The organism is Pseudomonas putida, from assembly GCF_050990305.1.
GTDB lineage: Bacteria > Pseudomonadota > Gammaproteobacteria > Pseudomonadales > Pseudomonadaceae > Aquipseudomonas > Aquipseudomonas putida_AH.
In genome coordinates, this window is record NZ_CP158817.1 from 4,878,619 (window position 1) to 4,902,190 (window position 23,572).

23 protein-coding genes are annotated in these 23,572 nt (G+C 58.8%); 13 read left to right on the forward strand and 10 right to left on the reverse strand.

What is annotated here, in order from left to right:
• Positions 1–3: 3 nt before the first annotated feature.
• On the reverse strand, positions 4–372 hold the full coding sequence (sdhD, locus tag ABTV22_RS21955) for a succinate dehydrogenase, hydrophobic membrane anchor protein (RefSeq protein ID WP_045057756.1): 369 nt from the start codon (positions 370–372) through the stop codon (positions 4–6).
• A complete protein-coding gene (gene sdhC / locus ABTV22_RS21960; RefSeq protein ID WP_056852964.1) occupies positions 366–740 on the reverse strand; it encodes a succinate dehydrogenase, cytochrome b556 subunit in 375 nt (124 codons plus the stop codon). The genes sdhD and sdhC overlap by 7 nt, the downstream gene beginning before the upstream one ends.
• Before the next feature lie 363 nt (positions 741–1,103).
• Between sdhC and gltA the strand changes: the two genes are divergently transcribed.
• Positions 1,104–2,393, forward strand: a complete 1,290-nt coding sequence (gltA, locus tag ABTV22_RS21965; RefSeq protein ID WP_007977501.1) for a citrate synthase — start codon at positions 1,104–1,106, stop codon at positions 2,391–2,393.
• A 300-nt stretch (positions 2,394–2,693) separates the two neighbouring features.
• Here the strand turns inward: gltA and ABTV22_RS21970 are convergent, their stop codons facing one another.
• From ABTV22_RS21970 to ABTV22_RS21985, 4 genes are all read right to left on the reverse strand, one after another.
• Positions 2,694–4,352 (reverse strand): cation acetate symporter, encoded by a 1,659-nt coding sequence (locus ABTV22_RS21970; RefSeq protein WP_433736565.1) that lies wholly within the window; start codon positions 4,350–4,352, stop codon positions 2,694–2,696.
• The gene (locus tag ABTV22_RS21975; protein ID WP_008052644.1) at positions 4,349–4,660 is read right to left on the reverse strand and encodes a DUF485 domain-containing protein; all 312 of its coding nucleotides are present in this window, start codon (positions 4,658–4,660) and stop codon (positions 4,349–4,351) included. Before ABTV22_RS21975 ends, ABTV22_RS21970 begins: the two co-directional genes overlap by 4 nt.
• A 240-nt stretch (positions 4,661–4,900) precedes the next feature.
• A complete protein-coding gene (locus tag ABTV22_RS21980) occupies positions 4,901–5,746 on the reverse strand; it encodes a glycine betaine ABC transporter substrate-binding protein (protein WP_433736566.1) in 846 nt (281 codons plus the stop codon).
• 105 nt (positions 5,747–5,851) lie between these two features.
• Complete coding sequence (locus ABTV22_RS21985) at positions 5,852–6,013, reverse strand: hypothetical protein (RefSeq protein WP_433736567.1); 162 nt, start codon at positions 6,011–6,013, stop codon at positions 5,852–5,854.
• A 34-nt stretch (positions 6,014–6,047) separates the two neighbouring features.
• Between ABTV22_RS21985 and ABTV22_RS21990 the strand changes: the two genes are divergently transcribed.
• On the forward strand, positions 6,048–7,643 hold the full coding sequence (locus ABTV22_RS21990) for a beta (1-6) glucans synthase (protein ID WP_433736568.1): 1,596 nt from the start codon (positions 6,048–6,050) through the stop codon (positions 7,641–7,643).
• A gap of 101 nt (positions 7,644–7,744) precedes the next feature.
• On the opposite strand, the gene ABTV22_RS21995 is transcribed toward ABTV22_RS21990, so the two are convergent.
• Positions 7,745–8,113 (reverse strand): hypothetical protein, encoded by a 369-nt coding sequence (locus tag ABTV22_RS21995; protein WP_433736569.1) that lies wholly within the window; start codon positions 8,111–8,113, stop codon positions 7,745–7,747.
• A 222-nt stretch (positions 8,114–8,335) separates the two neighbouring features.
• On the opposite strand from ABTV22_RS21995, the gene ABTV22_RS22000 reads away from it, so the two are divergent.
• Positions 8,336–9,634, forward strand: coding sequence for a serine/threonine protein kinase (locus tag ABTV22_RS22000; RefSeq protein ID WP_433736570.1), 1,299 nt, complete (start codon positions 8,336–8,338; stop codon positions 9,632–9,634).
• A complete protein-coding gene (locus ABTV22_RS22005; RefSeq protein ID WP_433736571.1) occupies positions 9,627–10,415 on the forward strand; it encodes an MlaA family lipoprotein in 789 nt (262 codons plus the stop codon). The genes ABTV22_RS22000 and ABTV22_RS22005 overlap by 8 nt, the downstream gene beginning before the upstream one ends.
• A 128-nt stretch (positions 10,416–10,543) precedes the next feature.
• Here ABTV22_RS22005 and ABTV22_RS22010 read toward each other — a convergent pair whose 3' ends face one another.
• Positions 10,544–11,458, reverse strand: a complete 915-nt coding sequence (locus tag ABTV22_RS22010; RefSeq protein WP_433736572.1) for a DUF808 domain-containing protein — start codon at positions 11,456–11,458, stop codon at positions 10,544–10,546.
• A gap of 134 nt (positions 11,459–11,592) precedes the next feature.
• On the opposite strand from ABTV22_RS22010, the gene ABTV22_RS22015 reads away from it, so the two are divergent.
• On the forward strand, positions 11,593–12,198 hold the full coding sequence (locus ABTV22_RS22015; protein WP_433736573.1) for a TetR/AcrR family transcriptional regulator: 606 nt from the start codon (positions 11,593–11,595) through the stop codon (positions 12,196–12,198).
• A gap of 97 nt (positions 12,199–12,295) precedes the next feature.
• Here ABTV22_RS22015 and ABTV22_RS22020 read toward each other — a convergent pair whose 3' ends face one another.
• On the reverse strand, positions 12,296–12,754 hold the full coding sequence (locus ABTV22_RS22020) for an REP-associated tyrosine transposase (protein WP_433736574.1): 459 nt from the start codon (positions 12,752–12,754) through the stop codon (positions 12,296–12,298).
• Positions 12,755–12,936: 182 nt separating this feature from the next.
• The gene (locus ABTV22_RS22025) at positions 12,937–13,377 is read right to left on the reverse strand and encodes a GlcG/HbpS family heme-binding protein (protein ID WP_110964324.1); all 441 of its coding nucleotides are present in this window, start codon (positions 13,375–13,377) and stop codon (positions 12,937–12,939) included.
• Positions 13,378–13,645: 268 nt separating this feature from the next.
• Between ABTV22_RS22025 and gcl the strand changes: the two genes are divergently transcribed.
• From gcl to ABTV22_RS22065, 8 genes are all read left to right on the forward strand, one after another.
• Complete coding sequence (gene gcl, locus ABTV22_RS22030) at positions 13,646–15,421, forward strand: glyoxylate carboligase (RefSeq protein ID WP_433736575.1); 1,776 nt, start codon at positions 13,646–13,648, stop codon at positions 15,419–15,421.
• Between the two features lie 138 nt (positions 15,422–15,559).
• Positions 15,560–16,342, forward strand: a complete 783-nt coding sequence (hyi, locus tag ABTV22_RS22035) for a hydroxypyruvate isomerase (RefSeq protein ID WP_433736576.1) — start codon at positions 15,560–15,562, stop codon at positions 16,340–16,342.
• Between the two features lie 145 nt (positions 16,343–16,487).
• Positions 16,488–17,378 carry a 2-hydroxy-3-oxopropionate reductase gene (locus ABTV22_RS22040; protein ID WP_433736577.1) on the forward strand — a complete coding sequence of 297 codons (891 nt, stop codon included), beginning with the start codon at positions 16,488–16,490 and terminating at the stop codon, positions 17,376–17,378.
• Between the two features lie 133 nt (positions 17,379–17,511).
• The gene (locus ABTV22_RS22045; protein WP_433736578.1) at positions 17,512–18,786 is read left to right on the forward strand and encodes a glycerate kinase type-2 family protein; all 1,275 of its coding nucleotides are present in this window, start codon (positions 17,512–17,514) and stop codon (positions 18,784–18,786) included.
• On the forward strand, positions 18,783–20,198 hold the full coding sequence (pyk, locus tag ABTV22_RS22050; protein WP_433736579.1) for a pyruvate kinase: 1,416 nt from the start codon (positions 18,783–18,785) through the stop codon (positions 20,196–20,198). The genes ABTV22_RS22045 and pyk overlap by 4 nt, the downstream gene beginning before the upstream one ends.
• A 219-nt stretch (positions 20,199–20,417) precedes the next feature.
• Positions 20,418–21,332 carry an urea transporter gene (locus tag ABTV22_RS22055; protein ID WP_433736580.1) on the forward strand — a complete coding sequence of 305 codons (915 nt, stop codon included), beginning with the start codon at positions 20,418–20,420 and terminating at the stop codon, positions 21,330–21,332.
• 21 nt (positions 21,333–21,353) lie between these two features.
• Positions 21,354–22,178, forward strand: a complete 825-nt coding sequence (locus ABTV22_RS22060) for an ion transporter (RefSeq protein ID WP_433736581.1) — start codon at positions 21,354–21,356, stop codon at positions 22,176–22,178.
• Positions 22,179–22,422: 244 nt separating this feature from the next.
• A complete protein-coding gene (locus ABTV22_RS22065) occupies positions 22,423–23,418 on the forward strand; it encodes a sulfate ABC transporter substrate-binding protein (protein WP_433736582.1) in 996 nt (331 codons plus the stop codon).
• Positions 23,419–23,572 lie beyond the last annotated feature (154 nt).

The following is a 23,572-nucleotide window of genomic DNA, read 5'->3' on the forward strand; positions in this document are numbered from 1 at the left end:
GAATCAGATACCCCAGAGAATCTGCACACCCCAGACGAAGTAAGCGAACATCGCAACGCCGCATACTGCCTGGAAAAGGAAACGTACTGCAGTCGCGGACTTGCCCAGCGCCATTGGCGTCAGGTAGTCGGTCGCGATGGTCCACATGCCGACCCAGGCGTGAGCGCCCAGGGCTACAAGGGCCAGCAGACTGAAGATACGCATTCCGTTGTGAGCGAACAGGCCGTGCCACTGCTCGTAGCCGATGCCCGGATTCGCTGCGAGGTATCCGATCAGGAAAATGAAATAAGCCGCGAGAACAACCGCAGACACACGTTGCGCCATCCAGTCATAGAGGCCCGAACGCGAAAGGTTCGTAACGCTGGTTACCATATCCAAACTCCTGCCAGAACGATCAACACCACGGAAACGGCGATGATAATTTTCGAGCCCAGGCGGCCGCCTTCCAGCGTCTCACCGATGCCCATATCCATAATCAAGTGGCGCACACCGGCTACCAGGTGATACAGAAGAGCGGACAGGAGGCCCCATGCTACGAACTTGGCCAGAGGACTGGTCAAGCATGCCTTCACGTCGGCAAAACCTTCCTCGGAACCCAGGGATTTGCCCAATGCATAAAGCATGAAGCCAAGGCCCAGGAAGAGGATGATGCCGGAAACACGGTGAAGAAACGACGTAACGCCGGTGATGGGGAGTTTGATGGTCCTTAGGTCTAGGTTTACAGGTCGTTGGCTTTTCACGGCTTTTTTTTCACACTGAAGAGCCCCTAACAATCAGGGCAAAGTTGTTGGGGAGTGCACTGGTCAGGTAACCACCACCCAGGGATGCGACCCCCAATAAAGCAGGCCCAAAAGCCCTTGGCGGTCGGTGGCCGAGTATAGACAGTTAGGCTACTAATGACAACGCAAACACCTACCCCAAATAGCGGATTGCGTAACGCGCATAAAAGGCGTAAATGGCAGGCAATTTCGAGAAAAAAGTCGGGTTAAAGCCTTCTGGAGCAAGACTTTAGGCAAATTGACATTCGAATTTATCTCACTATAGTGGTGCGGGCCCTGCGTGGGGGGTCTGTCTGATGATTTCAAGCATAAATAGGAGGCCACATGGCTGACAAAAAAGCGCAGTTGATCATCGAGGGCGCAGCCCCCGTCGAGCTGCCCATTTTAACCGGCACCGTTGGTCCCGATGTTATCGATGTTCGGGGCCTGACGGCCACGGGCCGCTTCACCTTTGACCCTGGTTTCATGTCGACCGCCTCCTGCGAGTCGAAGATCACCTATATCGACGGCGACAACGGCATTCTGTTGCACCGCGGCTACCCGATCGAACAGCTGGCTGAAAAGTCGGACTACCTGGAAACCTGCTATCTGCTGCTCAACGGCGAATTGCCGACCGCAGAACAGAAGGCCCAGTTCGTCAGCACCGTCAAGAACCACACCATGGTTCACGAGCAGCTGAAAACCTTCTTCAACGGTTTCCGTCGCGACGCCCACCCGATGGCCGTCATGTGCGGTGTAGTCGGTGCCCTCTCGGCCTTCTACCACGACTCCCTGGACATCAATAACCCGCAGCATCGCGAAATCTCCGCGATCCGCCTGGTTGCCAAGATGCCAACCCTGGCCGCGATGGTTTACAAGTACTCCATGGGTCAACCCATGATGTACCCGCGCAACGACCTGTCGTACGCGGAAAACTTCCTGCACATGATGTTCAACACACCGTGCGAGATCAAACCGATCAGCCCGGTACTCGCCAAGGCCATGGACCGGATCTTCATCCTCCACGCCGACCACGAGCAGAACGCATCGACCTCCACCGTGCGCCTGGCAGGCTCTTCGGGTGCCAACCCGTTCGCCTGTATCGCCGCCGGTATCGCTGCACTGTGGGGCCCTGCCCACGGCGGCGCCAACGAAGCCGTACTGACCATGCTCGATGAAATCGGCGATGTTTCGAACATCGACAAGTTCATCGCCAAGGCCAAGGACAAGAACGACCCGTTCAAGTTGATGGGCTTCGGTCACCGCGTTTACAAAAACCGCGACCCGCGCGCTACCGTCATGAAGCAGACCTGCGACGAAGTGCTGAAGGAACTGGGCATCCAGAACGATCCGCAACTCGAACTGGCCATGCGCCTGGAAGAGATCGCCCTGACCGACCCGTACTTCATCGAACGCTCGCTGTACCCGAACGTCGACTTCTACTCGGGGATCATCCTCAAGGCGATCGGCATTCCAACCAGCATGTTCACCGTGATCTTCGCCCTGGCGCGGACCGTCGGCTGGATCTCCCACTGGAAAGAAATGCTCTCCAGCCCGTACAAGATCGGCCGCCCGCGCCAGCTGTACACCGGCTACGAGTCGCGTGACATCACCAAGCTGGAAGACCGCAAATAAGACCTGTCTTGCGATAGCGTCTTAGCACTGCCGAAAACGGCCTCTATATATAGAGGCCGTTTTTGTTTGTGCCGCGAGCCACTCCCCCCCCTGTAGGAGCTGCCGAAGGCTGCGATCTTTTGACTTTAAGAGGCAAGATCAAAAGATCGCAGCCTTCGGCAGCTCCTACATTTGTCCGCGATGCATCTACATATCTCCCTCTCCATAAATTCGGTTCGATAACCGCCCAATAAAAAATGCCCCGATCTCTCGACCGGGGCATCTTTTTAAACAGTGCTATCTATATAAAAGCATCAACCCTTAGTGCGAAACCGCCCCACTCGCCCCCAACCCCGTCTGCGAGCGAACGAATTGCGGGAAGAACAGCGCCCGCTCATTGTCAGCCGCAGTCGACTTGTCGGTGATCGAGAAGAACCAGATCCCGATAAAGGCAATGATCATCGAGAACAGCGCCGGGTACTCATACGGGAAGATGGCTTTCTCGTGATGCAGGATCTGCACCCAGATGGTTGGACCAAGGATCATCAGGCCTACAGCACTCACCAACCCCATCCAGCCGCCGATCATCGCACCGCGGGTGGTCAGTTTTTTCCAGTACATGGAAAGCAGCAGCACCGGGAAGTTGCAGCTGGCCGCGATGGAGAACGCCAAGCCCACCATGAACGCGATGTTCTGGCTTTCGAACAGGATACCCAAGCCGATCGCCAGCACTGCCAGAGCAATGGTGGTGATTTTCGAGACGCGGATTTCATCTTTCTCGTTGGCCTTGCCCTTCTTGATCACGCTGGCATACAGGTCATGAGACACCGCCGAGGCACCGGCCAGGGTCAGACCGGCAACCACTGCCAGAATGGTCGCGAACGCTACCGCCGAGATGAAGCCCAGGAAGATACTGCCGCCGACCGCATTGGCCAGGTGCACCGCCGCCATGTTGTTACCACCGAGCAACGCGCCGGCAGCATCTTTGAACGCTGGGTTGGTGCTGACCAGCAGAATCGCGCCGAAGCCGATGATGAAGGTCAGGATGTAGAAGTAACCAATGAAGCCGGTTGCGTACAGCACGCTCTTGCGAGCTTCTTTTGCGTCACTCACGGTGAAGAAGCGCATCAGGATGTGCGGCAGGCCAGCGGTACCGAACATCAGTGCCAGACCGAGAGAGAATGCCGAAATCGGATCTTTCACCAGGCCGCCCGGGCTCATGATGGCTTCAGCTTTCGGGTGAACCTTGATGGCTTCGGAGAACAGCATGTTGAAGTCGAAGTTGACGTGCTTCATCACCATCAGCGCCATGAACGAGGCACCGGACAACAACAGGACTGCCTTGATGATTTGTACCCAGGTGGTTGCCAGCATGCCGCCGAACAACACATACAGGCACATCAGGATGCCCACCAGAATCACCGCTACATGGTAATCGAGGCCGAACAGCAACTGGATCAGCTTGCCGGCACCGACCATTTGCGCGATCAGGTAGAACGCCACTACCACCAGCGAACCGCAAGCCGACAGCGAGCGGATCTGGGTTTGCCCGAGGCGATAGGACGCCACGTCGGCAAAGGTGTATTTACCCAGGTTACGCAGGCGCTCGGCGATCAGGAACAGAATGATCGGCCAACCCACCAGGAAGCCGATCGAATAGATCAGGCCGTCGTAGCCGGAGGTGAACACCAGCGCGGAAATCCCCAGGAAAGACGCCGCCGACATGTAGTCGCCAGCAATCGCCAGACCGTTCTGGAAACCGGTGATCTTGCCGCCCGCCGCATAGTAATCGGCCGCGGAGTTGTTGCGTTTGGATGCCCAATAGGTGATGCACAGGGTCGCACCGACAAAGGCCACGAACATCAGAATCGCAGACATGTTGAGCGGTTGTTTCTGCACGGCACCGGTCAGGGCGTCAGCCGCCCAGGCGCCCGGTGCGAAGGCTGCGATGCTCAAAAGAGCCATTAGACGCCGGATCATTGCTGAGCCTCCTTGAGAATCGCATTGTTCAGGTCGTCGAATTCGCCATTGGCGCGTCGCACGTAGATACCGGTCAGGATGAAGGCCGAGACAATCAGCCCGACACCGATCGGAATGCCCCAGGTGATCGAGGACTCAGGGCTGATTTTCGCCCCCAGCACCTGCGGTCCGTAAGCAATCAAAAGGATGAAGCCGGAGTAAAGCCCTAGCATGATCGCCGAAAGAATCCAGGCGAAACGCTCCCTCTTGCTCACCAGCTCCTTGAATCGCGGGCTGTTTTGAATCGAGAGGTAAATGCTGTCGTTCATTGTTTTTATCCTCGCAGCACAGATTGAGTTGGAACGCTATCCACTCTATGCGGCTGCGAGCCGGCTTCCAGACGACCTTAGTCTTAGAACGCCATGACAGAATCGCCATTTACCAGCACACCATAAACAACTGTAGGAGCGAGCCTGCTCGCGATGGCGTCATGTCAGGCAACGTCTCAGTTAACTGACAGACTGCTATCGCGAGCAGGCTCGCTCCTACAGGGTATAGCGGTGTGTGTGTTACTTGGTCCAGTCAGCCACGCGCTCAGGGTGCTTGGCTACCCAATCCTTCGCTGCGGCTTCAGGCTTGGCGCCTTCCTGAATCGCCAGCATGACTTCGCCGATTTCATCCTTCGAAGCCCACTGGAAGTTTTTCAGGAACTTGGCCACTTCCGGTGCCTTGGTTGCCAGCTCTTTGCTGCCGATGCTGTTCACCGTCTCAGCCGCGCCGTACACACCTTTCGGGTCTTCGAGGAAACGCAGCTTCCATTTGGCGAACATCCAGTGCGGCACCCAGCCAGTCACGGCAATGGACTCGTTTTTCTTCTCGGCACGGGTCAGCTCGGCAATCATGCCGGCGCCAGAACTGGCCTTGTTTTGATACCCGGTCAGGTCATAGTCCTTGATCGCCTGATCGGTCTTGATCATCACACCGGAACCGGCGTCGATGCCGACGATGCGTTTCTTGAAGCTGTCGTCGGTTTTCAGGTCCTCAATGGACTTGGCCTTGACGTACTCCGGCACGATCAGGCCGATCTTCGCGTCCTTGAAGTTCGGGCCATAGTCGACGACTTGATCCTTGTTCTTGGCCCAATAATCACCGTGGGTCACCGGCAGCCAGGCAGACAGCATGGCGTCGAGTTTTCCAGTGGCGACACCCTGCCACATGATCCCGGTCGCAACGGCTTGCAGTTTCACGTCGTAATTAAGCTTCTGCTTGATCACTTCGGCGGCCACATGGGTGGTGGCGACACTGTCAGACCAACCATCTACGTAACCGATGGTCACTTCCTTGGCGCTGGCGAATGTAGAACCTATCGCAAGTGCCAGAGCGGCACCTGCGCCTAAAAGTCGTCGCATCTTCATCGTTACTTCCCCGAAAGTGCTGCGCCCGACGGGTGTCGAGCCGCTTCAACGTATTGTTCTGGTGCACAGCGCCCCCATCACGCCCACTGCAAACTCGTTCGAACATCAGCGTGATTGATCAACCAGGGTACTGACGCCTTCGATCATCAACCTGACGCCCGACGCGACCTGCTCTGCCAGCGACCTCAAGGCATCGAGAAACGACATCAGAACGCCATTAATTTCAGGCCTGGCAAACGCATCGGGCAATCCGCCCGAACTTTGCATGTCAAAATCATGCAAGGGCCCAAGCACGCGGTAAATGCGGGTAACATGCGCCGCTTTGCTCCCAGACGGCCTGACCATGCCTGCGATATCTCGCTTTCCTTTTTTTGCTTATTGCTTCGCCTGCCTGTTGGGGTTGTTTGCCCTGGGCGGCTTCTGGTACGGCCTCGGCCAACCGGTGATCCTGCCGGATGCCGCCACCCCGACGCACAAGTTGCAATGCGCTTCCTACACCCCCTTCGACAAGGACCAGTCGCCGTTCGATGTACCGTTCAATTTGCGCCCCGAGCGCATGGATGCCGACCTGGCGCTGCTGGCCAAAAACTTTCAATGCATTCGCACCTACTCCATGACCGGCCTGGAAGCCCTGCCCGACCTGGCGCGCAAGCATGGGTTGAAGATGATGATCGGGGCTTGGGTCAATGCCAATCCGGTGGACACGGCCAAGGAAGTTGAGCTGTTGATCGCATCGGCGAACGCCAACGCGGATGTGGTGACTTCGGTCATCGTCGGCAACGAAGCGCTATTGCGCAAAGAGGTCACCAGCGCACAGTTGATCAAGCTGATCGACAAGGTAAAGAGTCAGGTCAAGCAACCTGTCACCTACGCCGATGTCTGGGAGTTCTGGCAAAAACACCCCGAGATCGCCCCGGCGGTAGATTTCGTGACCATCCATTTGCTGCCTTATTGGGGTGACTATCCTTGGGATGTCGACGTTTCCCTGTTGCAACTTGCCGGCGTACGCGAGATGTTTGGCAGAATGTTCGCCCCCAAGGACGTGTTCATTGGAGAAACCGGTTGGCCCAGCGAAGGCCGTCAACGACGACTCGGTGTGCCCAGCCGGGTCAACGAAGCCAAATTCATTCGCGGCTTTGTCGCCATGGCTGAAGAACATGGCTGGCACTACAACCTGATAGAAGCCTTCGACCAGCCGTGGAAGCGCGCCAGCGAAGGTGCCGTCGGAGGTTACTGGGGGCTGTTCGATGCGGATCGCCAGGACAAGGGTGTTCTGGCCGGCCCCGTAACAAACGTGCCGTACTGGTCGCAGTGGCTAGTGGTGGGTGGATTGATCTTCCTTGGCACGCTGATTCTCGGTGGTCGTGTGCGCAGCATTCGCGCGGCGCTGGTGCTGCCATTGCTGGGCGCACTGGCTGCCTGCTCGATTGGCGCCTGGGGAGATCTGGCGCGAGTCACCACCCGGTTTACCAGCGAGTGGTTATGGGTCGCGCTGCTGACAGTGTTGAATCTGTTGGTATTGGCCCACGCCGCGTTGACGTTGAGCCCTCGCACCGGTTGGCGAGGATGGGCGTTCAATGCATTTGAACGTCGAGCTGGCTGGTTGTTGGCGGCGACCGGATTTGCGGCAGCGGTCACGATGCTGGAGCTGGTGTTCGACCCGCGCTATCGCAGCTTTCCGAGCGTGGCGTTCATCGTGCCGGCGTTGGTTTATCTGTGCCGTCCGGTGAGTGTGCCAAGCCGGGAGATTGCTCTGCTGACCTTCATCATCGGTGCCGGCATAGCACCGCAGCTCTACCGTGAAGGGCTACAGAACCAGCAGGCCTGGGGCTGGGCGCTGGTGAGCGTGTTGATGGTGGCAGCGTTGTGGCGCAGTTTGCGGGTTCGCAAGGCTTAAGCTTTCAGGGATATTTCCGACCTCTTCGCGGGCCAGCCTCGCTCCTACGGTGATATTGCGGCGTTCACCGTAGGAGCGAGGCTGGCCCGCGAATCGTATTGTCAGGCACGGCAGGGCGCCCGGACCAAACGCAACCCCGCAATCACCACCGCAAACACCGCCAGTGTCGTGTTGTACAACGCCAGCGCCGGCAACCCGAAAGCCAGCGCCAATGCCGCCAGCCACCACCCTCCCCGCCCCGGTATCACAAAACCGATTACTGCAGCAGCCAATGCCGCCCAGCCAAGTACTGCGAAGTGAATCATCAGCCCCAGGTTCGAACGGACCTGGCACTCCCAGCGGCTCGCGTCGTCCACGCAGATGCCCACCCACTTTGCATCTTCCATGAAGCCATAACGTGCACCATAACTGGCGGCTAGCCATAACGGCACTAATACGAGCAGCAGAATCACGGGCAGACGACGGGACATGGAGCACTCCAATAAACAAAAACGGCGGCCAGCTTAATCGCCCGACATCCTTACGCAAGCACTAACAACAGTTAACTGGCCATTCAATCGCTGCAAAGTGTATCGTCCAGCTACTATTACTCAGAATTAAGCCTGTTTGGTGCCGATGCGTGGCACTTTGGCGCAAATCCACTGGTCATAGCCTGCGAACTTCATTCGGCACCTTTTCTAAGGGATTTAGTCATGCTCCGATCCTTGCGCTTCGCCGCGCTGTTCAGCGGCCTTATCTTGAGTGCGTCCGCACTGGCAGTCGACATCGACGCCGCCAGTTATGGCTATCCCCTGACCAACCCGTTCGAGGCGACTATCGCCACCACGCCACCGGATTTGCGTCCGGACCTGCCGCTGGATGACGACATCAATCAATCGGATCGCAGCGTCACCTTGCGGCCAGAGCGTCAGTTCGATTTGCCCGACAACTTCTGGCCAGTAAAAAAACTCACCTATCGCATCGCCACCCAGGATAAAGCCGCACCGTTGATCTTCCTGATCGCCGGCACAGGCGCGCGCTACGACAGCAGTCTTAACGAATACCTGAAAAAGCTTTACTACAAGGCTGGCTACCATGTGGTGCAGTTGTCATCGCCCACCAGTTTCGACTTCATGAGTGCCGCATCGCGCTTTGCCACACCCGGCATCAGCAAGGACGACGCCGAAGATATGTATCGGGTGATGCAAGCCGTGCGGGCACAGAACCCCAAACTGCCGGTCACCGATTTTTACCTGACGGGCTACAGCCTCGGCGGCCTGGACGCGGCATTCGTTGCGCACCTGGATGAAACCCGCCGCAGCTTCAACTTCAAGAAAGTCCTGCTGCTCAATCCGCCGGTCAACCTGTACACCTCGATCACCAATCTGGACAGGCTGGTCCAGACCGAAGTAAAGGGCATCACTAACACCACCACCTTCTATGAACTGGTGCTGAACAAGCTGACCCGCTACTTCCAGCAAAAGGGTTACATCGACCTCAACGATGCACTGCTCTACGACTTCCAGCAGTCCAAGCAACACCTGAGCAACGAACAGATGGCCATGCTGATCGGCACTTCGTTCCGCTTCTCGGCCGCCGACATCGCCTTCACCTCGGACTTGATCAACCGTCGCGGCCTCATCACTCCGCCGAAAACCCCTATCACCGAAGGCAGCAGCCTCACGCCGTTCCTCAAGCGTGCGCTGCAGTGCGATTTCGACTGCTACATCACCGAACAGGTCATCCCGATGTGGCGTGCTCGTACCGACGGCGGCAGTCTGCTGCAACTGGTCGACCAGGTGAGTCTGTATGCATTGGAGGATTACCTGCGCAATAGCCCGAAAATTGCCGTCATGCACAACGCCGACGATGTGATCCTCGGCCCGGGCGACCTGGGTTTCCTGCGCAAGACCTTTGGCGATCGCCTGACCGTTTACCCGCTGGGTGGCCACTGCGGCAACCTTAACTACCGCGTCAACAGCGACGCCATGCTGGAGTTCTTCCGTGGCTAAATACCTCCTGCTTATCGCCGCGTTACTCTGTGCAAGCGCTGCCAATGCCGACAACAGCAAAGCCGACGCCCCCGTGGTCGTCGACAGTGACGGTTTCAAGGAGCCTTTGAGCAAACTGAAGTTCAACCCAGGGCTGGATCAGCGCGAGTTCGAGCGCTCGACCCTAAGCGCACTGAACGTCTACGACCCGCTGGAAGAGTGGAACCGCCGTGTTTACCACTTCAACTACCGGTTCGACCAATGGGTATTCCTGCCAGTGGTCAACGGCTATCGCTATGTCACCCCAAGTTTCTTGCGCACGGGTGTCAGCAACTTCTTCAACAACCTGGGTGACGTACCGAACCTGCTCAACAGCCTGCTGCAGTTCAAGGGCGAACGCTCGATGGAAATCACCGGCCGGCTGTTGCTCAACACCACCATCGGTATTGCCGGTCTGTGGGACCCGGCCACCGCCATGGGCCTGCCGCGCCAGAACGAAGACTTCGGCCAAACGCTGGGCTTCTATGGTGTACCGGCCGGCGCCTACTTCGTGTTGCCAATCCTCGGTCCTTCGAACCTGCGTGATACGGGTGGCTTGGTGGTCGACTTCAGCGCCGAGAATGCAATCAACTTCCTGAACGTAGCCGAAGTCAGCTCCAACCATCCGGAGGTCTGGATACTGCGTGGCATCGACAAGCGCTACCAGACCAGCTTCCGCTATGGTCAGCTGAACTCGCCGTTCGAATACGAGAAAGTGCGCTACGTGTACACCGAGTCACGCAAATTGCAGATCGCCGAGTAATTACGGCAATCACAAAACGCTGTAGGAGCGAGCCTGCTCGCGAAAGCGGTCCGTCAGTCAATTTTGATGTCGACTGACACTCCGTCTACGCGAGCAGGCTCGCTCCTACAGTTTGTAATGTGCCGCAATTAATCCTTTAGCGCTTTCCAGATTTTGCTGGCTGCCATTACCGCAACCAACACCACCGCCCCCGCCACAATCCCCGCCAGCCCGTTCAGTAATGTCGGCACGACAAACCCGGCACCGCCCGCTCCTGCACTGACACGTTCAATCCAGTGATGCACCACCGGCACACCGTGGGTGAGGATGCCACCGCCCACCAGAAACATAGCCGCCGTGCCAATCACCGACAGGCTTTTCATCAGGTAGGGTGCGGCACGCAAAATCCCGTTGCCGATGTTTTTGGCCATCTGTCCGGGCTTCTGGGTCAGCCACAATCCCAGATCATCGAGCTTGACGATACCCGCCACCAACCCATAAACCCCGACGGTCATGACGATGGCGATCCCCGAAAGCACGACGACTTGTTGAGCCAAAGCCGACTCAGCCACGACACCGAGGGTGATGGCGATGATTTCCGCCGAAAGAATGAAGTCTGTACGGATCGCGCCCTTGATCTTGTCCTTCTCGAACGCCACCAGATCCACCGCCGGGTCCGCCACCGCCTCGACCCGCTCGGCATGTTCGGCGTGATCTTCAGCCTTGCCGTGCAGAAACTTGTGGGCGAGTTTCTCGAAGCCTTCGAAGCACAAATAGGCGCCGCCGAGCATCAACAATGGCGTGACCAGCCAGGGAATGAACGCGCTGATGGCCAATGCCGAAGGCACCAGGATCAATTTGTTGATAAACGAACCCTTGGCCACCGCCCAGACCACGGGGATTTCCCGTTCGGCGCGCACGCCGCTGACCTGCTGGGCATTGAGCGCCAGATCATCGCCCAATACGCCTGCGGTCTTCTTGGCGGCCATTTTGGTCATCAACGCCACATCGTCCAGCACGGCTGCGATGTCGTCGATCAGCACCAGCAAACTGCTTCCTGCCATGAACCTTGTTTCCTTCTGGAATGAATGCCGTGAAGCATAGCGCGGCCGTGCGCCGCACGGAGCATTCTTGAGCGCCGCCGAAGGCCGGTGCTACCATGCGCAACCGCCAGTACAGGCAAGGAACCACCTGGTTTATGAGCACCATCCGCGAGCGCAACAAACAACTGATCCTGCGTGCCGCCAGTGAAGAATTTGCCGACAAGGGCTTCGCTGCGACCAAAACCAGCGACATCGCAGCCAAGGCGGGATTGCCCAAGCCCAACGTCTACTATTACTTCAAGTCCAAGGAAAACCTCTACCGAGAGGTCCTGGAAAGCATCATCGAGCCGATTCTGCAGGCCTCGACGCCTTTCAATCCCGATGGCGTGCCCAGCGAAGTCTTGAGTGGCTATATCCGCTCCAAGATCCGCATTTCCCGTGACCTGCCGTTTGCTTCCAAGGTGTTCGCCAGCGAAATCATGCACGGCGCCCCGCACCTGAGCGCCGACCTGGTCGAACAGCTCAACAGCCAGGCCAAGCACAACATCGACTGCATCCAGACCTGGATCGACAAAGGGCAGATCGCGCGCGTCGACCCCAACCACCTGATGTTCAGCATCTGGGCCGCAACCCAGACCTATGCCGACTTCGACTGGCAAATCACTGCGATCACCGGCAAAGAGAAGCTGGACGAGGCGGATTATGAAGCGGCGGCGCAGACGATCATTCGGTTGGTGCTCAAGGGGTGTGAGCCGGACTGAAAGACCGCGGTGCAGCCTTCGCGAGCAGGGATTGGCTTGCACTGCAGATCTATTGTGGGAGCGAGCCTGCTCGCGAAGAAGGCAACTCGGTATCAGTTCAAACCCATATGGCATCCCACAGCGGATAGTCGCCCAAGCGCTCAACCAACCCAGCCCTTAGCGGGTTGGCCACAATGTATCGAGCCATTTTTACCAAATCTTCATCACGACGCAGCGCTCGGTCATGAAAGCCTTGCTGCCACACACTGATCTGTCGACCAGTGGACAGATTGATCGCCTTGGTGCTTAAGGATTTTGTCCTTTGCATCAACTCACTGAGTGATCCCCGCTGCAATTCGATTAGCCAGTGAAAGTGATCGGGCATAACTACCCACGCCAGAGAGCCTACTAGCCCCGAGTGTTGTGCTTGGCGAAATTGATGAACAACCAACCGACCCAAATTGAGATCCGCAAAAATTGGCTCTCGATGAAGTGTGTTGGTGGTCAGTAGATAGATTCGATTGGGCTCCGCATAGCGACCCGTTCTCAATCGATGTGAAGCGGCTGAATCAGGCATTCCTTTGCCTCTCTCATGAATAAAACATGAAAAGGCTAGTCCTGGAACTTCCAGACGGTCATCCAGACTTTATAGCTTGATATGTCTGAAAGAATGCCTTCGCGAGCAAGCTCGCTCCCACAGTGGATCTACAGTACAAGTCAATCCCTGCTCGCGAAAGCGGTGGATCAATCAACTATTAATCAAGCCACTACCCCAGCATCCGCCCTCAACCCCAGTGCCTCGATCGCATTGATCGCACACTGCTCATCCACATCCGACAGATCCCCGCTGATCCCCACCGCCCCCAGCACAATCCCCGCCTGATCGCGAATCAGCACGCCGCCCGGTGCCGGCACGACACTGCCTTGCCCCATGCTATTGAGCGCGGCGATGAAGGCCGGGCGTTGTTGTGCGTCCAGCGCCAGCAGGCGTGAGCCCTTGCCCAGGGCGATGGCGCCCCAAGCCTTGCCGATGGCGACTTGCGGGCGCAGCAGGCTGGCGCCGTCCTCACGTTGCAAGGTGACCAGATGCCCGCCGGCATCCAGAACCGCGATGGTCAGGGGCGCAGCCGAAATGGCCCGCCCAGCGTTGATGGCCTCATCGACCAGTTTGACTGCGACTTTCAAGGTTAAAGCGCTCATGGTGCCGTCCTCATTTTGTTTTTCGGAAAGCCGTTGGGCTGCTTCTTTGTGTCGCAGCCACATGCAACAAATAGAACACAATGGATTATTTTTTTGTATACAATAATTATGGAAAAGCGCCACATGCGACGAAAAGCCACAGTGAATCGGGCTTAAGACGAATGAAACGACCGCTTGAGAAAATGGATTGACCTGCGCCGTCCACCGTGAATACACTCAGCGCAAAGCCACTTGTATACAATTACAAAACGTAAAGAGGCACAAAACCATGAGCAAAATGAGAGCAATCGAAGCCGCCGTTCTGGTGATGCGCCGTGAAGGGGTCGATACCGCTTTTGGCATCCCCGGTGCCGCCATCAACCCGCTGTACTCTGCCTTGCAAAAAGTCGGCGGCATCGATCACGTCCTCGCTCGCCACGTTGAAGGCGCGTCGCACATGGCCGAGGGCTACACCCGCACCAAGGCCGGCAACATCGGCGTGTGCATCGGCACCTCCGGCCCTGCCGGCACCGACATGGTCACCGGGCTCTACAGCGCCTCGGCCGACTCGATCCCGATCCTCTGCATTACCGGCCAGGCCCCCCGCGCCCGTATGCACAAGGAAGACTTCCAGGCTGTCGACATCACCAGCATCGTCAAGCCGGTGACCAAGTGGGCGACCACCGTTCTGGAACCGGGCCAGGTGCCTTACGCGTTCCAGAAAGCCTTCTATGAAATGCGCTCCGGCCGTCCAGGCCCGGTGCTGATCGACCTGCCGTTCGACGTACAAATGGCGGAAATCGAATTCGATATCGACGCTTACCAGCCGCTGCCACTGGCCAAGCCAAGCGCGACCCGCGTTCAGGTGGAAAAAGCCCTGGCGATGCTGGACCAGGCTGAGCGTCCGCTGTTGGTGGCCGGTGGTGGCATCATCAACGCCGATGCCAGCGACCTGCTCGTGGAGTTCGCCGAGCTGACCGGCATCCCGGTCATCCCGACCCTGATGGGCTGGGGCACCATTCCAGACGATCACCCGCTGATGGTCGGCATGGTTGGCTTGCAGACGTCGCACCGCTACGGCAACGCCACCCTGCTCAAATCTGACGTGGTTCTGGGCGTCGGTAACCGTTGGGCCAACCGTCACACCGGTTCGGTCGACGTGTACACCGAAGGCCGCAAGTTCATTCATGTGGATATCGAACCGACCCAGATCGGCCGCGTGTTCACCCCGGACCTGGGCATCGTTTCCGACGCCGCTGCCGCGCTGACCGTGTTCATCGAAGTCGCTCGCGAATGGCAAGCCGCCGGCAAGCTGAAAAACCGCAGCGCCTGGTTGCAAGACTGCCAGCAGCGCAAATCCAGCCTGCAACGCAAGACTCACTTCGACAACGTGCCGGTCAAGCCGCAGCGCGTTTACGAAGAGATGAACCAGGTGTTCGGCAAGGACACTTGCTACGTCAGCACCATCGGTCTGTCGCAGATTGCCGGCGCGCAGTTCCTGCACGTCTACAAACCGCGTCACTGGATCAACTGCGGTCAGGCAGGCCCATTGGGCTGGACCATCCCGGCAGCGCTGGGCGTGGTCAAGGCTGATCCGAGCCGCAAGGTTGTGGCGCTGTCGGGCGACTACGACTTCCAGTTCATGATCGAAGAATTGGCGGTGGGCGCGCAGTTCAAGCTGCCGTACATCCACGTCGTGGTGAACAACTCCTACCTGGGCCTGATCCGTCAGGCGCAGCGTGGTTTCGAGATGGACTACTGCGTGCAGTTGTCCTTCGATAACCTCAACGCACCGGAACTCAACGGTTATGGTGTCGACCACGTCGCGGTGGCCGAAGGCTTGGGTTGCAAGGCGCTGCGCGTGTTCGAACCGGCTGACATCGCCCCTGCCCTGCGCAAGGCCGAAGAAATGATCGAAGAGTTCAAGGTGCCGGTGATCGTCGAGATTATCCTGGAGCGCGTGACCAACATTTCCATGGGCACCGAGATCAACGCCGTCAACGAATTCGAAGACCTGGCGCTGGTCGGCAACGACGCACCAACTGCGATTTCGTTGCTCGATTAACAGCCGATCGCTCCACCTGTAGGAGCCGGCTTGCTGGCGATGGCGGTGAATCAATCAACATTGATCTCACTGACAGATTGCAATCGCCAGCAAGCCGGCTCCTACAAGGGACCTACAAAAGATTTACAGGAGACCACCATGCCGCGTTTCGCCGCCAACCTGTCCATGCTGTTCACCGAACAGGACTTCCTCGCCCGTTTCGAAGCGGCCGCCAAGGCCGGCTTCAGTGGTGTCGAATACCTGTTCCCCTACGATTTCAGCTCCGCGGAAATCAAGGCCAAGCTTGATGCCAATGGTCTGACCCAAGTGCTGTTCAACCTGCCGGCCGGTGACTGGGCCAAGGGTGAGCGTGGTATCGCCTGCCTGCCGGACCGTGTTGAAGAGTTCCGCGCCGGTGTCGATCTGGCCATCGCCTACGCACAAGTGCTGGGCAACACCCAGGTCAACTGCCTGGCCGGTATTCGCCCGCAAGGCGTCGACGATGCCACCGTGGAAAAGACCTTCGTCGCCAACCTCAAGTACGCGGCCGACAAGCTGCAGGCGGCGGGGATCAAACTGGTGATGGAAGCGATCAACACCCGCGACATCCCGGGCTTCTACCTGAACAACACCGCGCAAGCCCTGTCGATTCGCGAACAGGTCGGCAGCGCCAACCTGTTCCTGCAATACGACATCTATCACATGCAAATCATGGAGGGCGACCTGGCCCGCACCATGCAATCGCACCTGGGCGAGATCAACCACATCCAGTTGGCCGACAACCCAGGGCGCAACGAACCAGGCACCGGTGAAATCAACTACCGCTTCCTGTTCGAACACCTGGACCGCATCGGTTATCAGGGCTGGGTTGGCTGCGAATACAAGCCGCTGACCACCACCGAAGCAGGCCTGGGCTGGCTCAAGACCCATAACGCGATCTGACCCGAGACCGCGTCATCGTTCTTCGCGGGCAAGCCTCGCTCCTACGGGATCGGGGATGCCTGTAGGAGCGAGGCTTGCCCGCGAAGGCGCCCTCGCTGACACCCCACGAATTTTGCGATCAAAGCAATAAAAAGAGGATTTTCTCATGGCTAAAATCGGATTTATCGGCACCGGCATCATGGGCCACCCAATGGCGGCGAACCTGCAGAAAGCCGGTCACAGCCTGTTCCTGTCCGCGCACCACGACGCCGCGCCTGCCGATCTGGTTGCCGCTGGCGCCGTCGCCCTGGCCAACCCGAAAGAAGTCGCCCAGGAAGCCGAATTCATCATCGTCATGGTGCCGGATACCCCGCAGGTCGATGACGTGCTGTTCCGTGCCGATGGCGTCGCTGCCGGCATCGGCAAGGGCAAAGTGGTGATCGACATGAGCTCGATCTCGCCGACCGCCACCAAGGCCTTCGCCGCCAAGATCAACGAAAAAGGCGCGCAGTACCTCGACGCACCAGTGTCCGGCGGTGAAGTCGGCGCCAAGGCCGCGACCCTGAGCATCATGGTCGGCGGTGATGCCGATGCCTTCGAACGCGCCCTGCCGCTGTTCCAGGCCATGGGCAAGAACATCACCCTGGTCGGTGGCAATGGCGACGGTCAGACCGCAAAAGTGGCGAACCAGATCATCGTCGCGCTGAACATCCAGGCCGTAGCCGAAGCGCTGCTGTTCGCTTCGAAAAACGGTGCCGACCCGGCCAAGGTGCGTGAAGCGCTGATGGGTGGCTTCGCGTCGTCGAAGATTCTGGAAGTACACGGCGAGCGCATGATCAAGGGCACCTTCGATCCAGGCTTCCGCATCAGTCTGCACCAGAAGGACCTGAACCTGGCCCTGCAAGGCGCCAAGGAACTGAACATCAACCTGCCCAACACCGCCAACGCCCAGCAAGTGTTCAGCACCTGCGCGGCCATCGGTGGCAGCAACTGGGACCACTCGGCGCTGATCAAGGGCCTGGAGCACATGGCGAACTTCTCGATCCGCGATAAATAACACGCTGTCCCCGTAGGAGCCGGCTTGCTGGCGATGACATCACCGCGGTGCGCATGGCAAACCGCGTGACCCGGATCGCCAGCAAGCCGGCTCCTACAAGCCTTTCCAATAACAAGAATTCCGGGAGCCCGCCATGTCGGTCGATCCGCAACAATTCCTGCGCGAGCTGTTCGCCACAGCCATCGACGCGGCCCATCCGCAGCAAGTCCTCGAAGCCCATCTGCCTGCCGATCGCACCGGTCGGGTCATCGTCATCGGTGCCGGCAAGGCCGCGGCCGCCATGGCTCAGGTGGTCGAGCGTTGCTGGCAGGGTGAAGTGTCCGGTCTGGTGGTGACGCGTTACGGTCACGGCGCCCCCTGCGAAAAAATCGAAGTAGTCGAAGCCGCGCACCCGGTACCGGACGCCGCTGGCCAAGCCGTCGCCAAGCGCGTATTCGAACTGGTCAGCAACCTGACCGAGTCCGACCGCGTGATCTTCCTGCTGTCCGGTGGCGGTTCAGCGCTGCTGGCCCTTCCAGCCGCCGGCATCACCCTGGCCGACAAGCAGACGATCAACAAGGCCCTGCTCAAATCCGGCGCCACCATTGGCGAGATGAACTGCGTGCGCAAGCACCTCTCGGCGATCAAGGGCGGACGCCTGGGCAAAGCCTGCTGGCCTGCAACTGTGTACACCTATGCGATTTCCGATGTACCGGGCGACCTCGCCACGGTCATCGCGTCCGGCCCCACCGTGGCCGACCCAAGTACGTCGACCGAAGCGCTGGCGATCCTCAAGCGCTACAACATCGAAGTGCCGGCCTCGGTACGTACCTGGCTGCAAAGCCCGGAATCGGAAACCGTCAAACCCGGCGATACAAGCTTGGCCCGCAGTCACTTCCAGTTGATCGCCCGCCCACAACAGTCACTGGAAGCGGCGGCGGTGAAATGCCGTCAGGCCGGTTTCAGTCCGCTGATCCTCGGCGACCTGGAAGGCGAATCCCGCGAGGTGGCGAAAGTCCACGCCGGCATCGCCCGTCAGGTGGTGCTGCATGGTCAACCGCTGGCGGCGCCTTGCGTGATTCTGTCGGGCGGCGAAACCACCGTCACCGTACGCGGCAATGGCCGGGGCGGACGCAATGCCGAATTCCTGCTGAGCCTGACCGACAGCCTCAAGGGCTTGCCCGGCGTCTACGCCCTGGCCGGCGACACCGATGGCATCGACGGTTCCGAAGACAACGCTGGCGCCATCATGACGCCAGACAGCTACGCCCGCGCCGCCGCCCTGGGTCTGAGCGCCAGCGACGAGTTGGACAACAACAACGGCTATGGCTACTTCGAGGCGCTGGACGCACTGATCGTCACCGAGCCGACCCGCACCAACGTCAACGACTTCCGCGCCATTCTGATTCTCGAGAGCCCAACACCATGACGCCCAACAAAAAGGTCAAAATCCTCGCCACCCTGGGCCCAGCCATCGACGGGATCGACGATATCCGTGAGCTGGTGCAGGCCGGGGTCAACATCTTCCGCCTGAATTTCAGCCACGGCGATCATGCCGACCACGCCCAGCGTTATCAGTGGATCCGTGAAGTCGAACACCAATTGAATTATCCGTTGGGCATTCTGATGGACCTGCAAGGCCCGAAACTGCGGGTGGGCAAGTTCGCCGAGGGCAAGGTGCAACTGGTACGCGGTCAGGCGTTGCGTCTGGACCTGGATGCCACGCCGGGCGATGAGCGCCGGGTCAACCTGCCGCACCCGGAAATCATCGCCGCCCTGGAGCCGGGCATGGACCTGTTGCTGGACGACGGCAAGCTGCGCCTGCGGGTGGTCACCAAGTACGCCGACGCCATCGACACCACCGTGCTCAACGGCGGCGAACTGTCGGACCGCAAAGGCGTGAACGTGCCGCAAGCGGTGCTCGACCTGAGCCCGCTCACCGCCAAGGATCGCCGTGACTTGAGCTTCGGCCTGGAACTGGGCGTGGACTGGGTGGCGCTGTCGTTTGTGCAACGCGCGGACGACATCCGCGAAGCCCGAGCACTGATCGGCGACAGAGCGTTCCTGATGGCCAAGATCGAGAAGCCCTCGGCGGTCACTCAGCTGCAGGAAATCGCCGAATTGAGCGATGCGATCATGGTCGCTCGCGGTGACCTGGGTGTGGAAGTTCCAGCGGAAAGCGTGCCGCAGATCCAGAAAAACATCATCAGCACCTGCCGTCAGCTCGGTAAACCGGTGGTGGTAGCGACGCAAATGCTCGAATCGATGCGTTTCTCTCCCGCGCCGACCCGCGCCGAAGTCACCGATGTCGCCAACGCCGTAGCCGAAGGTGCCGATGCGGTGATGCTGTCGGCGGAAACCGCGTCCGGCGAATACCCGCTCGAAGCCGTGCAGATGATGAGCAAGATCATCCGCCAGGTGGAAAACGGCCCGGACTATCAGACACAACTGGACGTCAGCCGGCCGAAAGCCGAAGCCACGGTTTCCGATGCGATCAGTTGCGCGATCCGCCGTATCAGTAACGTGCTGCCGGTGGCGGTGCTGGTGAACTACAGCGAATCGGGCGCGTCGAGTTTGCGCGCCGCGCGGGAACGGCCGACGGTGCCGATCCTCAACCTGACGCCGAATTTGCAGACCGCTCGCCGCCTGACCGTGGCCTGGGGCGTGCATTCGGTGGTCAATGATCGTCTGCGTCAGGTGGATGAAGTGTGTTCCACCGCGCTGGAAATTGCCCAGGCCCAAGGCATGGCCGAACGCGGCGATACGTTATTGATCACCGCGGGTGTGCCCTTTGGGCAGCCGGGATCGACTAACTCTCTGCGTATCGAGACGTTGATCTAAGAATCACGCTGGATGTGAGAAGTAACACCTGTGGCGAGGGGATTTATCCCCGTTCGACTGCGCAGCAGTCGCTGGAGAATGACGGGGTCCAAAGAGAAACCGCATTGACCCACTTAAGGGCTGCTTCGCAGCCCAACGGGGCGGTGCGACGTTTCGCTAAATCCCCTCACCACAGGTTTGTGCGACACCTTTGATTTTCCACTGCCCCCAGATTTCATCATGCCTGCCAATCACTTCAACACCCACTGCCCCGACTGGGCCGAGGCTTTGCTCAACGGTTTCAGTCAAATTTTCCTCCAGCGCAATCCGCTGTGTGGACTGCTATGTCTCTCGGCCATCCTGTTCACCGCACCCGCCTTGCTTGGCGGTGCGTTGCTGGGGGGCGTCGCCGGTTTGCTCACCGCGCAACGGCGCAACTACGCCAAGGCTGATCGCCAGGCCGGGCTGTTCAGCTATAACGGCGTACTGCTCGGCCTGTTGATGAGCCTGTATTTCCCCTGGTCGGCGATGATGCCGCTGCTGATTCTGGCGGTCGGCGGCTTGAGTGCGATGATCACTCAACAGTGGCTCAAGCGCGTGCGCGTCAATCAATACGTACCCGCTTACACCGCGCCCTTCGTGGGTCTGAGCTGGTTGCTGCTGTGTTTCGCCGCGCCCTCGGTGGCAACACCCTTGATTGAATTGAACACCCCGAATCTGTTGGCCGCTTTGCTCAAGGGTATTGGCCAGGTGATGTTCCTCGACCATCCGCTGGCCGGTGCGATGATTGCCGCCGGTTTGCTGATCGCCGACCGCCGTGCGTTCTGCTGGGCGCTGATTGCCTCGATCCTCGGCCTCGGCTCCAGCCTGCTGCACCACGAAACCGGCCCAGCTCTGCTCGGCCTGGGCGGTTATAACGCCGTGTTGGCCGCCCTCGCCTTCAGTGCACAGCGCCAGCAACCCTGGTTGCCACTGCTGGGCATCGTTCTGGCACTGTTGCTGACTCCGCTGTTTGCCGCTGCCGGTCTGGCCACGCTCACCGCGCCCTTCATTCTCGCCTGCTGGCTGATCCGCGCCGGCATTGCGATGCTCGGCAAAACCACAGTCGACGCCGCGCCTTGCGCTCAAGGGGAGAATCAACCTAGGCTGCGCTGATCATCGAGTCAGGCGTTATCCATGGACAGAAGCAAAGATTGGCGTGAACAGCTTTACGTCGTGATTTTCCAGACCGACACCAAGGCTGGCAGGCGTTTCGATGGCATTTTGCTGTTGATCATCCTCGCCAGCCTGGTGGTCGTGATGCTCGACAGCATCGACACCATCCACAAGAACTACGCCGATGTGCTGGCGTACATCGAGTGGGGCTTTACGGTGATCTTCCTTGGCGAATACATCCTGCGGCTGTATTGCTCGCCCAAGCCCTTGCGCTATGCCTTCAGTTTCTACGGATTGGTGGATGTACTGGCCATCGTGCCCGGCATCCTCGCGCTGTACTACGCCGATGCCCAGTACCTGCTGATTATCCGGATCATCCGGATGCTGCGGATTTTCCGCGTGCTCAAACTCAGCCCGTACCTCAAACAAGCCCATTACCTGCTCGATGCCCTGCGCGGCAGCAAGCAGAAAATCCTCGTGTTCCTGCTCAGCGTCTGCACCCTGGTGACGGTGTTCGGCACACTGATGTACGTGGTCGAGGGTCCTGAGCACGGTTACACCAGCATCCCCAAAAGCATCTATTGGGCCATCGTCACGCTGACCACCGTGGGTTATGGCGACATCGTGCCCAAGACCCCACTGGGTCAGGTGATTTCGTCGCTGGTGATGATCACCGGTTACTCCATCATTGCCGTGCCGACCGGGATCTTCACCGCCGAACTGGCCAACACCATGCGTGGCGAGCAACTGCTACACGACTGCCCGGTGTGCCGAAAAAACAGCCACGAACATGGCGCTGCGTTCTGCTCTCGTTGCGGCAATGCATTGTTTAAAAAACTGGAATAAGCAAAGAGCTTTTTAGTCTTTAAAAGGACTATGAGAGCCCAGTTATAGTCGCTGGCAAATTGGTATCGCCCCTACACAAAACCCGTAGGAATTGCCGAAACACCTGTAGGAGCGAGCATGCTCGCGAAAACCGTCTGGACAACGCGTGCATTCAGACAGCCCGCGTCATCGTTGACGTCCATCGCGAGCATGCTCGCTCCTACAGTGGTGGTGCGGCAGCGCCTGCAAGAACAAGGAATTGGCAGTGAAAAAACTCTTTGGCGCCTCACTCCTGGCCGCTGGCCTGGCCCTGACCAGCATGGCCCAGGCCGCACCGACCCTGCTCAACGTTTCCTACGACGTGATGCGCGATTTCTACAAGGACTACAACACGGCGTTCCAGAAGCACTGGCAAGCCGAGCACAATGAAAACATCATCCTGCAGATGTCTTTCGGCGGTTCGAGTAAACAGGCACGTTCTGTCATCGATGGCCTGCCGGCTGACGTGATCACCATGAACATGGCCACCGACATCAACGCCCTGGCCGACAACGGCAAACTGGTTCCGGACAATTGGGTCACGCGCCTGCCGAACAACAGCGCGCCGTTCACTTCGGCCACCGTGTTCATCGTGCGCAAGGGCAACCCCAAAGCCCTGAAAGACTGGCCGGACCTGCTCAAGGATGGCGTGCAAGTGATCGTGCCTAACCCGAAAACCTCGGGTAACGGCCGCTACACCTATCTGTCGGCCTGGGGCTACGTGTTGAAAAACGGCGGCGACGAGAACAAGGCCAAGGAGTTCGTTGGCAAGCTGTTCAAACAGGCACCGGTGCTCGATACCGGTGGCCGCGCCGCCACCACCACCTTCATGACCAACCAGATCGGCGACGTGCTGGTGACCTTCGAGAACGAAGCGGAAATGATTGCCCGCGAGTTCGGACGCGACCAGTTCGAAGTGATCTACCCAAGCGTCTCCGCCGAAGCCGAGCCACCGGTATCGGTTGTCGACAAAACCGTCGACAAGAAAGGCACTCGCGCTGCCGCCGAGGAATACCTGAAGTACCTGTGGTCGCCGGAAGGCCAGGAAATCGCTGCCGCCAACTACCTGCGTCCGCGTGACCCGGCCGTGCTGGCCAAGTACACCGACCGTTTCCCGAAAGTCGACTTCCTGTCGGTCGAGAAGACCTTCGGCGACTGGCGCACCGTGCAGAAAACCCACTTCAATGATGGCGGGGTTTTCGATCAGATTTACGCCCAGTAAGCGCTCAGCATGAAAAAGGCGACCTGAAGAGGTCGCCTTTTTTGTAGAGCCCCCGATCAACTGTAGGAGCTGCCGCAGGCTGCGATCTTTTGATTTTGTTTGTTAAAAGCGAAGATCAAAAGATCGCAGCCTTCGGCAGCTCCTACAGGGTTCG